Source organism: Paenibacillus oralis, assembly GCF_003863965.1.
In the GTDB taxonomy this organism is placed as follows: domain Bacteria; phylum Bacillota; class Bacilli; order Paenibacillales; family Paenibacillaceae; genus Fontibacillus; species Fontibacillus oralis.
This window is the reverse complement of sequence record NZ_RRCN01000001.1, coordinates 213,774-227,721: the sequence shown is the minus strand read 5'-3', so window position 1 is coordinate 227,721 and position 13,948 is coordinate 213,774. Positions and strand designations below refer to the sequence as shown.

20 protein-coding genes are annotated in these 13,948 nt (G+C 41.0%); 18 read left to right on the top strand and 2 right to left on the bottom strand.

Features of this window, described 5'->3' with window-relative positions; translation table 11 throughout:
- Positions 1-112: 112 nt before the first annotated feature.
- Positions 113-328 carry a hypothetical protein gene (locus tag EHV15_RS01050; RefSeq protein ID WP_128629647.1) on the bottom strand — a complete coding sequence of 72 codons (216 nt, stop codon included), beginning with the start codon at positions 326-328 and terminating at the stop codon, positions 113-115.
- Between the two features lie 450 nt (positions 329-778).
- On the opposite strand from EHV15_RS01050, the gene EHV15_RS01045 reads away from it, so the two are divergent.
- The 17 genes from EHV15_RS01045 to EHV15_RS00965 all read left to right on the top strand — a co-directional run bounded on the left by EHV15_RS01045 (position 779) and on the right by EHV15_RS00965 (position 10,726).
- Positions 779-1,261, top strand: coding sequence for a DUF6933 domain-containing protein (locus EHV15_RS01045; protein WP_128629646.1), 483 nt, complete (start codon positions 779-781; stop codon positions 1,259-1,261).
- A gap of 445 nt (positions 1,262-1,706) precedes the next feature.
- The gene (locus EHV15_RS01040) at positions 1,707-2,354 is read left to right on the top strand and encodes a FusB/FusC family EF-G-binding protein (protein ID WP_128629645.1); all 648 of its coding nucleotides are present in this window, start codon (positions 1,707-1,709) and stop codon (positions 2,352-2,354) included.
- A gap of 106 nt (positions 2,355-2,460) precedes the next feature.
- A complete protein-coding gene (locus EHV15_RS01035) occupies positions 2,461-2,724 on the top strand; it encodes a hypothetical protein (protein WP_128629644.1) in 264 nt (87 codons plus the stop codon).
- 204 nt (positions 2,725-2,928) lie between these two features.
- On the top strand, positions 2,929-3,360 hold the full coding sequence (locus tag EHV15_RS01030) for a hypothetical protein (RefSeq protein ID WP_128629643.1): 432 nt from the start codon (positions 2,929-2,931) through the stop codon (positions 3,358-3,360).
- 265 nt (positions 3,361-3,625) lie between these two features.
- On the top strand, positions 3,626-4,366 hold the full coding sequence (locus tag EHV15_RS01025; protein ID WP_128629642.1) for an ATP-grasp domain-containing protein: 741 nt from the start codon (positions 3,626-3,628) through the stop codon (positions 4,364-4,366).
- A 19-nt stretch (positions 4,367-4,385) separates the two neighbouring features.
- Positions 4,386-4,583, top strand: coding sequence for a VOC family protein (locus EHV15_RS37110; RefSeq protein ID WP_128635113.1), 198 nt, complete (start codon positions 4,386-4,388; stop codon positions 4,581-4,583).
- 54 nt (positions 4,584-4,637) lie between these two features.
- A complete protein-coding gene (locus EHV15_RS01015; protein WP_128629641.1) occupies positions 4,638-5,159 on the top strand; it encodes a hypothetical protein in 522 nt (173 codons plus the stop codon).
- Positions 5,160-5,272: 113 nt separating this feature from the next.
- Positions 5,273-5,710 carry a GNAT family N-acetyltransferase gene (locus tag EHV15_RS01010; protein WP_128629640.1) on the top strand — a complete coding sequence of 146 codons (438 nt, stop codon included), beginning with the start codon at positions 5,273-5,275 and terminating at the stop codon, positions 5,708-5,710.
- Positions 5,711-5,763: 53 nt separating this feature from the next.
- Positions 5,764-6,333 carry a histidine phosphatase family protein gene (locus tag EHV15_RS01005; protein ID WP_128629639.1) on the top strand — a complete coding sequence of 190 codons (570 nt, stop codon included), beginning with the start codon at positions 5,764-5,766 and terminating at the stop codon, positions 6,331-6,333.
- 141 nt (positions 6,334-6,474) lie between these two features.
- Positions 6,475-6,855 (top strand): hypothetical protein, encoded by a 381-nt coding sequence (locus EHV15_RS01000; RefSeq protein WP_128629638.1) that lies wholly within the window; start codon positions 6,475-6,477, stop codon positions 6,853-6,855.
- 143 nt (positions 6,856-6,998) lie between these two features.
- Positions 6,999-7,241 carry a PHP domain-containing protein gene (locus tag EHV15_RS00995; protein ID WP_128629637.1) on the top strand — a complete coding sequence of 81 codons (243 nt, stop codon included), beginning with the start codon at positions 6,999-7,001 and terminating at the stop codon, positions 7,239-7,241.
- Between the two features lie 53 nt (positions 7,242-7,294).
- Entirely contained in the window at positions 7,295-7,906 is a 612-nt protein-coding gene (locus EHV15_RS00990; protein WP_128629636.1) for an HD domain-containing protein, read from the top strand.
- Between the two features lie 66 nt (positions 7,907-7,972).
- Positions 7,973-8,506: a P-loop nucleotide/nucleoside kinase family protein gene (locus EHV15_RS00985; protein ID WP_128629635.1), complete on the top strand. Its 534-nt coding sequence runs from the start codon at positions 7,973-7,975 to the stop codon at positions 8,504-8,506.
- Between the two features lie 53 nt (positions 8,507-8,559).
- Positions 8,560-9,006 (top strand): 8-oxo-dGTP diphosphatase, encoded by a 447-nt coding sequence (locus EHV15_RS00980; protein ID WP_246061877.1) that lies wholly within the window; start codon positions 8,560-8,562, stop codon positions 9,004-9,006.
- 9 nt (positions 9,007-9,015) lie between these two features.
- The gene (locus EHV15_RS00975) at positions 9,016-9,477 is read left to right on the top strand and encodes a GNAT family N-acetyltransferase (RefSeq protein WP_425464461.1); all 462 of its coding nucleotides are present in this window, start codon (positions 9,016-9,018) and stop codon (positions 9,475-9,477) included.
- Positions 9,478-9,513: 36 nt separating this feature from the next.
- Positions 9,514-10,266, top strand: coding sequence for a hypothetical protein (locus EHV15_RS00970; protein ID WP_128629632.1), 753 nt, complete (start codon positions 9,514-9,516; stop codon positions 10,264-10,266).
- 22 nt (positions 10,267-10,288) lie between these two features.
- Entirely contained in the window at positions 10,289-10,726 is a 438-nt protein-coding gene (locus tag EHV15_RS00965) for a GNAT family N-acetyltransferase (protein WP_178075711.1), read from the top strand.
- A 388-nt stretch (positions 10,727-11,114) separates the two neighbouring features.
- Here EHV15_RS00965 and EHV15_RS00960 read toward each other — a convergent pair whose 3' ends face one another.
- A complete protein-coding gene (locus EHV15_RS00960; protein ID WP_128629630.1) occupies positions 11,115-12,485 on the bottom strand; it encodes a PTS transporter subunit EIIC in 1,371 nt (456 codons plus the stop codon).
- 252 nt (positions 12,486-12,737) lie between these two features.
- Here EHV15_RS00960 and EHV15_RS00955 point away from each other — a divergent pair, with 252 nt between their 5' ends.
- The gene (locus EHV15_RS00955) at positions 12,738-13,937 is read left to right on the top strand and encodes an enolase C-terminal domain-like protein (RefSeq protein WP_128629629.1); all 1,200 of its coding nucleotides are present in this window, start codon (positions 12,738-12,740) and stop codon (positions 13,935-13,937) included.
- Positions 13,938-13,948: the final 11 nt, after the last annotated feature.

Genomic DNA, 13,948 nt, shown 5'->3' with positions numbered 1-13,948 from the left:
CACCCCAGCCCCTAAGATAAGAGTTATCTAGGGCTGGGGTGTTTTGTGAATACCGGATCGTCATATGCATGATGCCACCTCTCATTGGAAAAAATCCAATAGATTGACGGTATCAATCGCAATTTGGTACTCTCATTGGAGAATATCCAATAGAATTCGCTCCAATCGCCCATTTTGCACGGTGCAGAGCCAGATCTATTGGAAATTTCCAATCTAACTGCCGTATCTGCCATTGAATTTCCAATTCAATTGGATATTTCCAATCAAAACGTTGTGTCAGAGCGGAAAGCTTCCCGACTTTGACAGCGACTTCATGAATCAGTTTCAATAGTTGCTCATTTTTCATGGGAAGAAGGAAGGTTCGATGGGATCAAATGCAAAAGTACATTTGAATTTCCACAAATTTCTGCTTTTGAGCGGTTGAAGTGTAAAATACATCTCATTTGCGGCGATTGGATAAAAAAGTAGCTTATGATCGGAAATGAACTGCATATTTGCAGTTGAGCCGCTCCCTTCGAGGCATTTCGACGAAAATCGCATGCACTTTTGCATTTCGTGGGATTGCCCCCCTCTTCCTCTTTTTGGGTGAACCCGCCCATTACTGCATTTAAGGGGGCGAGAACTAAGGTGGAATTTGAAGTGAGAGAAATCAAATTAACAGCGCATGAAAAATTCACTTGAACGTGCTCTAAGTAGGGGAAGGGGTGTTTTTAGAAGGTTCAGGGATACTCAACAACGTTATGGGATACCGGTTCGAATTTAACAAGGAGGGAACGTTGTGCTAGCGTTTAGATTCACTCAAAAACTTTTAAAAGATATGAAGGTAACTCCAGTTGACATAGGTGAGGTTGATCCGCTATTTTGTTGGCACGTTAATATATTGCAGCTAAAAAGAAAACATATCATTTTTGTCAATAACTCAAGTCGATTATGTTTGATCCTCGATGGGATACGGAGTTCGCAATTAAGCAAACTGCAGGAAAAATTCAAGTCCGAACTTAAAGAGTATTTACAGCTAGAGGGGATAAAGAAAAGTGTGATTGAACAATATTTTTTTGAAGCCGGAGAAGTTAGTATAGGTATTACCAATGATAAGAGTGTTTTGGGGACGATGACAGAAATGTCACGCTATAGTAGTAATGCTGAGTTTAATCACACTTTTGACCTGAGTGCCTGGCTAAACTCTTTGATCTACAGGCCCATTGATTATCAAAAACCCATTAAAGTATTCAAGGATGCACTAGAAAGAAAGTATTCATAACATGATCTCGGGAAAAAAGTTAATTCTTGAAACAAAGGAAGTGCTGTGACTTGGAAACCAATGTACAAGAAAAGGAAGTTCCGCCTCATCCATTAGGTGTTTCGGGGTTAGGAGGATGGTTGTCCAAATCGGCCTTTACGGAACAATACTGTTGTTATTGATGAAGAATGCGGGCGGATTCGTAATGGAAGGATACTGAAAAAAATTGCGCCTACCGGTACTTGCTGCTATACTTTGCGTATGAAATGTGATTGGGGGTAGGACCGGTGGCAATACTGAATTGCTCATTAGCTAGGGAGTCCTCATGCAAAGCCTGATTTGGGGCGATACTTTGCGTGGGGCGTGATAGGATGAATTGGATCGCCCAAACTTAACTTTATCGTTTCTAATAACAGGCTTTGCACCTTATTGATTATCTTTCAAAACAAATAAGGGGCTGAAAGCTATGAGTACACCATTTATTAGAAACCACCAATATAACGTGATTAAGAAACAAGCGGAATTTCTTCAGAAAACTTTGCGGACCGTTGCGGATCGGAGCGTCTTGGAAACCGTAAGATATAGCGCCGTAGAGAACATTGTTGAAGCATTTCCTGTTCTGACGGATGATCAGAAGAAGATGCTGGGACAAATCTCAACCTTCGAGACGGCCTATGATTTTCAGAGATATCTTGGCGCCTTGGAAGCGTACCTGGAGCCTTTTCCGCCGATTACGCAGAAGCAAATTCAAAAGTTATTCCCTAAAAATAAGAAGCTGAAAGTGCCGGATTTACAGTCCATCGACTTTCGTTTTGTGACGTATCTGGGTTGGGTGGATATCGCCACGAACAAGTTATTCATTGTATATCCGTTCGAAGGACGGTTCATCGGCATCGAGGGCAGAATTACACCGACCAATAAGAAAGGGTATTGCCTGTTCTGCAATCGGCATCAGGAGCTTGCCTTTTTCTCGGTCAAGACCAAGCCTGCCATCGCTTCGCCGGATAATATTTCGCTCATGGGTAACTACGTATGTCTGGATAACCAAGGATGCAATCACAGCATTACCGATACAGGATCACTGGAGAAGTTTATTCTCTCCGCCAGTAAATAAATTGCCATAACCAGAAATAGGCTGCCGTTTAAGGCAGCCTATTGTGTTAGTAATGAGTGAATTTAAGGCATCGGGCTTACAGCGTGCAGAAAGGAAGTGAAGCCTTATGAATAAATTATTCACTAAAGCTGTAATTGTCGAACCGCGTATTGAGTGTCCTACATGGATAAGTGAAAAAATTGAATACAAAGCGTTTGTTATATTATCTGGGCAAAGTGATGAATCAGATGTTGAACTGTTTTTGACTCATTTATTTCTTTATAACGGGATTGATTTGGATCGGTCTTTAAAGGACTCATTTAATGCATTATTTATTATGATAATTATATTAGAGTATGTTCGGACGGCCCAAGTTCAAATCATCCCGTAATTTTTATCGATTATACATACGAGGAAATATACAAATGTCTCAAAGAGACCCGTGTAGAATTGTTGAATTTTATTGAAGGACCGCTATTTAGCTGGCTTAACCAAAGAGACAGTGAGATAGCAAGTGAAATTGATAATTAAAATGAAGAATTGGTTTGTAAAAGAATAGGATTACGAGAGTTACCCTGAAAGGAGGAATAATTGCATGCCATATCATGAATTTATAGTTGGGGATGAACGAGCGCCTTTAGAAAATGTGACTTGGGATAAAAACGTTTCAATAGATGATGATTTTATTGTTTATATTAATGATTCTCTTGCATGGATTAAATCTAAGGGGCCGAGTGATGCTTTTCATGGATTTGGATTGGATTTATATGGATATACGATAATCCGGGATAAAGAGAGTCTGAATACTTTTAAGAATATTATTTCATCTTGGAAGGAACTTTTTTTGAACGCTCCTCCAGAGTTTATTATTACCGGAAATTACGGTTGGGAAGCAGGGTCAGATGAAGGGCACTACGAAAAGATATCAGTTACGCGAAATGAATTAACCGCATCATTAAGCAAATTAATAGAGGTAATAGACACCGCCTTAGAAACTAATCAATGTGTTATACACTTTGGAATATAATGAAATAACACAGTTGCTTACTGAAATATGCAATGTCGGAAGGAATTAAAGTCGGCGATTCTTTAAGTGCTTTACGAAATGCTTACCCCAATATTAAGTATTTGGATACTACTGTACTGGAAAACAAACCAAATTCGAAGGTATACGGATTTCGCCAAGGCGAGCTTGGATTTTTTTGCGGATTTTGTTGTTGATGAAAATGAAAAAATAGAAGCCATTCATATGTATTTTGTATTTGAATAGGAGAATTGAGAGGTATCAATGGATGAGAGCCTATATACAGGCAGACAAGCATGGAAACTTCTATAATGTAAATGCATTTATCGCCAATGAAGGGTTCGTTTCTTTAGGGTGGGAGACAATTAAGTTTTATGACATCCACGAAATTAAAGAAAATAATCCTGAAGATATCGTAGTTGGCGGAATTGGCAACGTGAGAAAACGTCTCGAAATTTTGGGATTTGAAAGAAACCATGGGGAAATCGATTATCCGACTTCCTTATCCAGTTATTTTGGCAGAAAAATTTGGACTACAACGATTCAGGAACTTTTTGAGAATAAAGAGAATTGGCATGTTTTTATAAAACCGAAGGACACAACAAAGAAGTTTGCTGGAAAAGTTGTCAAAGAATATAGAGATTTTATAGGACTAATTGATGAAGAAGAGGTTACGAATATTTGGTGTTCAGAAATTGTTGATTTTATAACGGAATGGCGTTGTTTTATTCGCTACGGACAAATACTGGATATCAGATATTATAAAGGGGCTTGGGATTCAAAATTAGATTTAAATGTTATAAAAAGTGCTGCCCGAGATTTTATCGATGCGCCGGTTGCCTATGGCATGGACTTTGGAATAGATCGGGAAGGAAATATGAAATTGGTGGAGATCAACGACGGACATTCTTTGGGAACTTATGGCATAAGTCCTTTAAATTATGCAAAATTTCTTTCGGCTAGATGGTCGGAATTAACAGGGACTAAAGACTTTTTAAGAAGCTTGTAAATATAAATGGAGGCTAATGATGATAGTCAAAAGGATAGTGACCAACATCCATACAGAGCAGATTGAAAAAGCTAAATGCTTTTACCAGGAAGTGTTGGGGCTAAATTTATTAATGGATCAGGGTTGGATTGCATCTGCGGATGAACCTTGGGGGGTTAGAAGATTTTATGTTCGGGACCCATTTGGAAATTTAGTAAATATTCTTGCTCAACGGTGATTTGAGCATTTGAGCATTAAAGATCAAAGTATAAAACCGGGGAGGAGGCCTTTTATGAATATTTACTTAAAGTACGGTGATACAAATTTTATAGGGTTAGTCAACGCTCAGAGTTACAAGTCCTTTGTAAATGAAGACTGGGAGTTGGTTGAACTACTGCGGCATTTTAGCAGTGAAATGTTAAACGAAAATATATTAGTGTACCAAATGACAAACGAAGGAATTGAACATTCATGGAATATAGAAGTAATCATAGGTCCGGAAACAACGGATGAAGAGTGCTTCAGGAAGGCCGAAGGATATATTAAAGTAACAGAAAACAAACTTTATATCGTGGACTATGATTGTTTGACAATGTCCGCGCAATTTGAAGATGAACAAGTCCCGGATAAGAACTGTGAGAAAAATCAATTACATGTAAATAACGGGGCATATAAAGTAACTTTTTATCAGTATTATAATGTGGATGAAAGCAAGTTTATTGGCAGAGACGATACTGATATTAGGATGGTTTTAACGGAAACTTCTGAAATAAAAGATCAGGCGGGCAAAGTTTATTGGTGCACTTATTATTGATTCTGTTAAGATGATCAACAAAGAGCGGCTCTCTGATGAGGACTGCTCTTTGAATTTTTTAAAACTAGACCTGCTACTTAGAATGGTATAATCAGGAAGAAGGGACTGGTTCAATGATAACAATAAGACAAATCACAAGAGATGACTTAAAGGATTTGTGTATGCTCTACGAGGAACTTATTGATAAACAGACCAATTTTGAGAAATTGGTTAAAGCATTTGAAAGCATTAAAAGTAACGATAATTATTATATACTTGGAGCTTTTAAAGAAAATGAATTAGTAGGTTCGGTAATGGGGATTATTTGCCAGGATATAGTAGGGGAATGCAGACCTTTTATGGTAATTGAGAATGTCGTGGTTTCCAATCTTGTTCGTAAACAAGGAATCGGAAAAAAATTAATGACAAATATTGAAACAATCGCTAAGGAAAGAAACTGTTATTATATAGTTTTTGTGTCTGGCGGGCATAGAAAAGAAGCACATGCTTTTTATGAGAAATTAGGATTTAAAGATGAAAAAGTCGAAGGATATAGAAAACATTTTTATTGAAAGGTACGTTTAAAGGGAAGAAGTTATTTCAACTATTTCAAGCCGGAGGTTGTATGAAAACGTATATTTACATGGTGAGACATGGAGAGTCACCGAAAACGGAAAATAATGAGAGAACTCGCGGACTGACGGACAAAGGATGGTCTGATGCAAAAAGAATCACTAAAATACTGAAAAATGAAGGAATAGATGTATTTGTATCAAGTCCTTACAGGAGGGCCGTGTTAACCATCGAGGAATTAGCGAAGTGTTATGATAAAGAGATTTTACTTTTTGAAGAGTTAAGGGAATTGGAATTTTCAAACGAAGATCGGATAATGACTGATCAGGAATTATACCCCGAAGTAAATAAGATGATTAATGATCCCGACTATTCATTGCCCGGAGGAGAGTCCAGTGCGATGTGTATGAACCGGGCTATTGGTGTTTTGAAGAAGATAATAGGGGAAAATCAAGGAAAAAAGATCGTAATAGGTACACATGGATTGGTTATGACATTAATGATGAGATATTTTGACCGTAGGTACGATTTCGATTTTTTATTAAGCACAACGAAACCGGATATATACCGGATGGAATTTGAAGAGGGAAGTTTAATGAAAGTAAAGAGAATATGGAATTGAGGAGCCGTTTTCCCAAAAACAATACGGATATCCCCAGCAATGGAATAAGGATGGCAGTAAGGGGCCGGAGAGGTATATCGAGGTTCAGCTTTGGGATGAAGAAATAATACATAAGTATAGTAAGGGTACGGGGGTATAGGTATGGAGCAATTGGAAATATATCCAAGTGAACTGTCCGTTCAGCTTGAATCAACAATAGGTGCATTCAAAATTGTTGGTAATTACAGGCCCAATAGTACTCGTACTGGTGTTTGGAAGATTCAATCAATTAAGGACAATAAATACTACTACCTAAAAACCTACAGCAGAGTTCAACGGTGGCATCCAGAAGTCTTTGCATATCGAAATTGGATAAATCACCTAAGACCTTATGTTCCGGAGCTTATTGAAACATTTGAAGGCGAAAACTGGCAGGCGATATTAATCACTTCGCTAAGCGGAACGATCATGAGAGAGGTTAACCTGGATGCCGATTCACTTCATGGGAGATATCTTTTGGGGTGCGAAAAACAATGTACCTAAGGTCAACGAATATGGGAGAAACCTTCTGAAACGACTGTATGAAAACAACGAGTACATAGGTTTGTAACCATTGCAGGCTGGCTATTTACATCGACTGTATTCGCCGTGCCCTGCCGACTTTAGGTGAAAAAAAGGAGAAATCTATGCCAAATACATTAGAGCAAGACATAATCTCAACAGCAGAAAGCTTTACTAAGAATTTTGAAGATAAAGGCAATTTCAATTTTAGCATTGAAAGCCTACATGATGTAGATGATCTTCTTGATGAACTATGCGATTTTGAATTGGATGAAGACCATTTGGATTCAGTCTCTTCTATGGTAGGGTGTTATGTCGAGGCGGTTAAAAAGGGCAAAGAAACAGGATACTGTGCAACGATTGTTTGAACTTGCCGGTACGACATGATCCGTTGAATTTACTTCAAAAAGGAGCTTCAAAAGTGCATCCGATCTTCCAAGCTCTTACGGAGCAAATTGAATTTTCTAATGATTTAAAGAGTAACATTTGTTTATTTTTACATGCCAATGAGTGTCCTAAAACAGCCAAACATTGCATGGATGTCGGCAAAGAATCGAGAAGAGTCGCCTTGCTGTTCGATGCAAACCCTGACGATGCTGAAATGGCCGGCTGGCTTCATGATATCAGTGCTGTTTTTCCCAATAATAAGCGCATAGAAGTGTCGAGGCAATTGGGGATTGAAATCTTACCCGAAGAAGAAGCGCTTCCCATGATTATTCACCAAAAGATTTCCAAGGTGATGGCCAGGGATATTTTCCAAATAACGAACATTGAAATATTAAATGCGGTGGGGTGTCATACGACATTGCGAGCTGGCGCCACGGTCCTTGACCAAGTATTATTTGTCGCTGATAAGATAGCATGGGATCAAGAGGGGGAGCCGCCATATCTTGAAGAACTCAATCACGGCTTGGAAATCTCATTGACACACGGAGCATTGTCATACATCAATTATTTGTGGGAAAGAAGAGAATCCTTAAAGGTCATTCATCCATGGTTGAAAGAAGCATATGAAGAACTAAAACTTTTATAATTATTCATGAAAGTGAAATAAGATGATGAAGTTGCTTAAAACTAAAAAAGAAAGAGGGGGACGTTTATGATAACGGAACATCCCCGGATCATTTTAATTACGGGGATTATGGCGAGCGGAAAATCGACGGTGGCTCAACTGCTTGCTGAACGGTTTGGGAAGTCGGTCCATTTACGGGGGGATATTTTTCGAAAAATGATTGTCAATAACCGCAGAGAGGTAACGCCGAACCCGGAAGAAGGCGAAATAGAACAATTGCTGCTCCGGCATAGGCTAACGGCCCAAGCTGCCGATCTTTATTTTGAAGCAGGGTTTACCGTGATTGTTCAAGATGTTGTCATTGGCCCCATGCTGCAAGAGTTTATATCATTTGTCCGTAACCGTCCTTTGGACGTGGTTGTTCTTTGCCCCAATAAATCAGTTGTGGTGCAAAGGGAAACTGCGCGAACGAAGAAAGGATATGGGATTTGGACCGTAGAAGCATTAGATAACGTACTGCGGAATGAAACTCCGCGAATCGGAATGTGGATAGATTCCTCTGACTTAACACCTGAAGAAACCGTTGATGAAATTTTGGGAAGCCTCATTTGGAAAGAATAAATTGAAAAATAAGTGATTTTGCGAGCATTCTTTAGGAGATGACGAAATTGCCAATGGTTGAAATGACAAATATGTGTATGATTTACGATAAAGACAAAGGCAAAGTTTTAGTACAGAATAGAGTTAAGTCATGGAAGGGGATAGCTTTTCCGGGCGGACATATCGAAGACGGTGAAAGTATTATAGATTCTACAATCAGAGAAATTAAAGAAGAGACAGGGTTATCGATCAGTGATTTGGAGCTATGCGGAATCATTCATTGGTTTGATGATGAAACCGGCGATAAGTATCTGGTTTTTTGTTATCGAACGGAGAAGTATAGCGGTGATTTATTGGCTGAAACGGAAGAAGGTCAATTAAGTTGGGTAGATGTTAAGGAGTTACCCTCGCTTCCCCTTGCGGAAGGGTTTAGAGAAAGGCTGCCCATGTTTATTGATAAGAAATATTCAGAGGGATTCGGTATATGGAATAAGACGGCAAGTGAGATGAAATGGCAATAGAGGGAGGATATTATGGAAGTATACATTGAAAAACTGTCAGATCAATTTTCCGCGCCCTATGATTTATTGTTGCTCGCCGATCCTTCTAAAGCTATAGTTGATGATTATTTATCGAGAGGTGTTTGCTATACGGCTTCATTAGAAGATGAGGTAGTTGGTGTATTCGTTCTTTTAAGAACCCGGCCGGATACGATTGAAATTGTAAATATTGCTGTGAAAGAGAACTATCAAGGTCAGGGACTAGGTAAAAAATTGCTGTCGTACGCCATACAAATCGCCAAAGAGATGAACATCAAAACGGTTGAGATCGGTACAGGCAATTCAAGTGTTTCACAGCTGGCCCTGTATCAGAAGTGCGGTTTTCGGATCGTTGGGGTGGACCACGATTTTTTTGTAAGACATTATGATGAAGAGATTTATGAAAACGGGATCCAGTGCAGGGATATGATCCGTTTGCGGATGGAGATTTAATGGCGGGAGAATACAGTCAAAAAGGAGACCAGTCATTTGAAGCAAAATAATAAATATCTGATCAAGCTTTGGATTCCGGCAATTATCTTCGGATTGTTAGTTATGTATAGTATTTTTGCAAGCGGAAATTTTGGTTTTATCCTGATCCCCGTTGTTGTGGCGATTGTATTTATTGTACTTAAAATTAGGAGTAAAAATGGTGTGGCCAAAGCGCTTCAGCATGAAGAGCCATCCAGGTTGATAGACACGATCGTAAAACCATTGAAATCTTCCATTTCTCAAAAGAAAACAGCGGAATGTTTGATGGCTTACAATACGGCTATCTCATATGTATTATACGGAGAATACAAGCAGGCCGAAGACGTGATGAGCAGGGTGGCTTGGGCCTCCAAAGAGCCGATGTTTCAATCATTGGACCGGAGTATCAAGAGTTTAATTCACTTGTTTAACGGCAACATTCACTTAGGGCTGTCCGAAGCCCGTCAAGCAAGAGCCTTAGCCACAACATCAGCGTTTCCGGGAGCTCAAAAAAGCATCGATACCTATGAGGCGTACATACAAATCGGGCAGGTCCTGGCCGGGATATGTCATGACGAAATGATACATAGTTTGGAAGCAAAGCAGCAGAAGCTGCCGCTTATTCCCGCTTTGATTATCGCTTGGGGATTAATGAACGGGTATCACCAGAGAAATGAACTGGAAAAATATCGGCGTATGGTTGAATTTTGCGAAAATAACGCGCCCCATTGTCATCCATTAAGATGTTTGGTTTCTGGAAATGGGGATTAGGGAGACACTAGGAGAGACAAGTATGGAAATTAGAAGGAAATTATCAATTACTGGCGAGTATGAAGAATCAGATGTCGGGTACATCATCGATCAACTTGTATCGTTTAATTTATCAAACGCACCAACTGCCCAAGTTCCGCCCTCCGAAGATATAAATTTGATTCTGAGAGATCAGGACGGATTGGTTTTGGGGGGTGTGCTGGGGAAGATGTATCGATTTGCTTTATATATTCATGTCCTATGGGTGAGTGAGGAATTAAGAGGACAGGGGTACGGTTCAAGATTATTACATGAAATAGAATCTCAGGCACAGGCGAAAGGATGTAAACTTGTTCATCTGGACACTTGGAATTTTCAAGCCCCGGAATTTTATGTGAAACATGGATTTGAAATATTCGGCACTCTGGAAGGATTTCCTGAAGGAACAAAGAGACATTTTTTAAGAAAAGAAATTGGATAGTGTGCAGGTGCAGCCGTAAAGCGAATCCTAACGGACACCAGCGCCGTTATTTCGTTGAAATTAACAGTTTTCAAAATGTAACGGACACCACAGACCTTATTTGGCATTTATGGGCACGTATCCGGCCAATTTTGAGCAAATAGCGCCTCTCCTGTCCGTTAGAAATCAAAACGGTGTCTTTTCAGGCAAATAAGGTCATTCATGTCCGTTAGCCTTTCCCCATGCGGTCGGGTCTACCATCTAGAGTAACCTGCCATTCGCTCCATGGTCCACCGGGGCTAAAAATGCAAAAAAACCGGACGAGTGTCCGGTTTTTGCATTTTAACCAATCAAGCAACATCCACACTGCAGCCCAACTGCAGCCTCACTCTCCTCAAGCCGGAATCCATTAAGCGGATTGCGCAGCAGTACCGCCTTTTCGTAGGAGCAGGTAGCACAACGTAAAGGACAAGGCAATCGCAATGATCATGCCGGAGATGGCATATACGAAGTAGGGCCCGATGTACGCAGGGATGCTAAAGATACTCGAGAGTACGTAACCGTACAATCTGACGCCAAAGAAACTGATAAATGCCGAAGCGACGGAACTGGCGATGATTGCTGATAGAAACGCTTTTTTATATTTTGCCAAAACCCCAAACAGGGCGGGCTCCGTAATTCCCAGCAGTCCGGAAATCGCGGCCGAGACGATAATGGACTTCTCTTTTGGCGTATTTACTTTGTAGTACACGGCGAATGTAGCGCCTACAATAGAGAAGTTGGCCATACACATCATTGGCATCAACATATCGTAGCCCTGTGTGGCGAAATTTTGCAGGGCGATGGGCGTCATGGCATGGTGCATCCCCGTAAACACGGCAAGCGGACGGATGGCCCCCACAACAACCCCGGCCACAATAGGCGAGATATCAAACAATCCTTGAACGACCCAAGCTAACCCATTCCCCAAATAGATTCCGATCGGACCGATTACCGACAAGGCCAGAAAACCTGAAATAAACAGCGTCAATGTGGGTGTAACGACCGTTTTGAGCACTTCCGGAATAAATTTGTTCACGACTTTATGAACATAACTCATCAACCATACCGCAAAAATAATGGGAATAACCGTACCCGTGTAGTTAAAAACAGGGATCGGGATGAAGCCCATGAAAAGAAACTGCGATATTTCGCCGGCTTTGGCCGCGTCCACCATCGTTGGGAACATAATAGTGGCGGCGATGGCGATCGCCAAATACTCATTGGTTTTAAAAATTTTAGCTGCTGATGCCGCCAGGAAAAAAGGTAAAAAGGTAAACACGCCGCTGGCCATCATATTGATGATCTGCACGGTTTGGCTCTGATCCGAAATGATCCCCAGCGCGGATAAACCGGCAAGCAGCCCTTTGATCATGCCGGCCCCGGCGATCGCAGGCACGATCGGACCAAACACCCCGGATACGATATTCATAAATACCGTAACGAAATCTTGTTTCTTTTCGGCTTGTCCGGCTTCGGCGGGATCCTTTTCGGAAATCTTTAACTCACTGGCCAAAATATTAAAGTATTCGTTGACTTTGGGACCCAGCACGATCTGGAATTGATCGTTGTTAAATTGCGCGCCCAAGACGGGATCCAGCTCTTTGATTTTCTCGATGTCCACTTTGCTTTTATCTTTTAAAGTAAACCGGAGCCTGGTCATGCAATGCCAAGCGTTGTCAATATTGCCTTCTCCGCCGACCCTGAAAATGATATCTTGTACGACTTGTTCTTTACTCATGCAAAATTCTCCTGTCTGGAATAAGTTTTGGTTCCGTTTACAACCTGAATAGTAACACAAACATTCTTTGGATAAAAGCAGTCCAAAATTAATTGTTTTTTCTATAAAACGTTGATTTAGCAAGGTTTTTTCGATAAAAATATAAAAATTGGACTGGTTTATTTTATTCTTGAGCGTTTTTTGCCGACCAAATTGATTCCCCGCTTTAAACATGTTTCAATGGACTAAGAAATTACAGAAAAGAGGAATAGCATGATCCCTTCCATAATTACCAATGTTGAATGTTTTGTGGTTAAACCCGACCGGCATAATCTCGTAGTTGTCAAGGTAACCACGGATAGAAACATAACCGGATATGGTTGCGCGACTTTTCAACAGCGTCCCAAAGCCGTTCAGGTGATGGTTGAAGAGTACCTCAAACCAATACTAGTGGGGAAAGACGCCAATCATATTGAGGATTTATGGCATATGATGATGGTCAACGGGTATTGGCGTAATGGGCCGGTCACCAATAATGCCATCTCCGGAGTGGATATGGCCTTGTGGGATATTAAGGGGAAGCTTGCCGGCATGCCTTTATACCAGCTATTTGGGGGGAAATCCAGGGATGCGATTCCTGCCTATACGCACGCGGTTGCGGATAACATCGAAGACCTGTATATAGAGATCGACGGCCTTTTGGAACAAGGGTATAAACATATCCGCTGCCAGCTTGGATTCTATGGAGGGAACCCGACACGCCTGCACGTCCCGGAAAATTGCACGGAAGGGTCTTATTTTGACCAAGACGAGTATATGGAAACAACGATAAAGATGTTTTCTTTAATAAGAGAAAAATACGGCAATCAGTTCCACATTTTGCATGATGTGCACGAGCGGCTTTTTCCTAACCAAGCGGTGCAATTTGCCAAAGAAGTTGAGCGGTACAAGCCTTACTTTATCGAGGACCTGTTGCCGCCCGATCAGAACGAATGGTTGAGCCAGATTCGTGCGCAAACTTCAACGCCCATGGCCACCGGGGAATTATTTAACAACCCTTTGGAATGGAAGAGCCTGATTGTTAACCGGCAGATCGACTTTCTTCGTTGCCATGTCTCGCAAATTGGCGGAATTACTCCCGCGCTGAAGCTCGGAGCTTTATGTGAAGCTTTCGGGGTCAGGATCGCATGGCACACTCCATCGGATATAACTCCGATCGGCGCCGCCGTCAATACGCATCTTAATATACATCTGCACAGCGCGGCCATTCAGGAAAATATTCCAATCAAGGAGCGAACGCGCAGCCTTTTTTCGCCGATCTTTGATGCCAGAGACGGTTATATCTATCCGATTGATCTGCCTGGCATCGGAGTGGATTTCAATGAATCCCTAGCCGGGAAGTATCCTGTCGAATATAGAATGCATGAATGGACGCAAGCAAGAATACCGGACGGAACGATCGTGACACCTTGATGATCGCCCGT

Excerpts from the sequence above, each read along its gene's own strand:
- EHV15_RS01040 (WP_128629645.1), top strand. The coding sequence starts at position 1,707 with ATGAGTACACCATTTATTAGAAACCACCAATATAACGTGATTAAGAAA.
- EHV15_RS00960 (WP_128629630.1), bottom strand. The coding sequence starts at position 12,485 with ATGAGTAAAGAACAAGTCGTACAAGATATCATTTTCAGGGTCGGCGGA.
- EHV15_RS01010 (WP_128629640.1), top strand. The coding sequence starts at position 5,273 with ATGATAACAATAAGACAAATCACAAGAGATGACTTAAAGGATTTGTGT.
- EHV15_RS01005 (WP_128629639.1), top strand. The coding sequence starts at position 5,764 with ATGAAAACGTATATTTACATGGTGAGACATGGAGAGTCACCGAAAACG.
- EHV15_RS01025 (WP_128629642.1), top strand. The coding sequence starts at position 3,626 with ATGAGAGCCTATATACAGGCAGACAAGCATGGAAACTTCTATAATGTA.
- EHV15_RS00980 (WP_246061877.1), top strand. The coding sequence starts at position 8,560 with ATGGTTGAAATGACAAATATGTGTATGATTTACGATAAAGACAAAGGC.
- EHV15_RS37110 (WP_128635113.1), top strand. The coding sequence starts at position 4,386 with ATGATAGTCAAAAGGATAGTGACCAACATCCATACAGAGCAGATTGAA.
- EHV15_RS01030 (WP_128629643.1), top strand. The coding sequence starts at position 2,929 with ATGCCATATCATGAATTTATAGTTGGGGATGAACGAGCGCCTTTAGAA.
- EHV15_RS00965 (WP_178075711.1), top strand. The coding sequence starts at position 10,289 with ATGGAAATTAGAAGGAAATTATCAATTACTGGCGAGTATGAAGAATCA.
- EHV15_RS00955 (WP_128629629.1), top strand. The coding sequence starts at position 12,738 with ATGATCCCTTCCATAATTACCAATGTTGAATGTTTTGTGGTTAAACCC.
- EHV15_RS01000 (WP_128629638.1), top strand. The coding sequence starts at position 6,475 with ATGGAGCAATTGGAAATATATCCAAGTGAACTGTCCGTTCAGCTTGAA.
- EHV15_RS01015 (WP_128629641.1), top strand. The coding sequence starts at position 4,638 with ATGAATATTTACTTAAAGTACGGTGATACAAATTTTATAGGGTTAGTC.
- EHV15_RS01035 (WP_128629644.1), top strand. The coding sequence starts at position 2,461 with ATGAATAAATTATTCACTAAAGCTGTAATTGTCGAACCGCGTATTGAG.
- EHV15_RS00985 (WP_128629635.1), top strand. The coding sequence starts at position 7,973 with ATGATAACGGAACATCCCCGGATCATTTTAATTACGGGGATTATGGCG.
- EHV15_RS00995 (WP_128629637.1), top strand. The coding sequence starts at position 6,999 with ATGCCAAATACATTAGAGCAAGACATAATCTCAACAGCAGAAAGCTTT.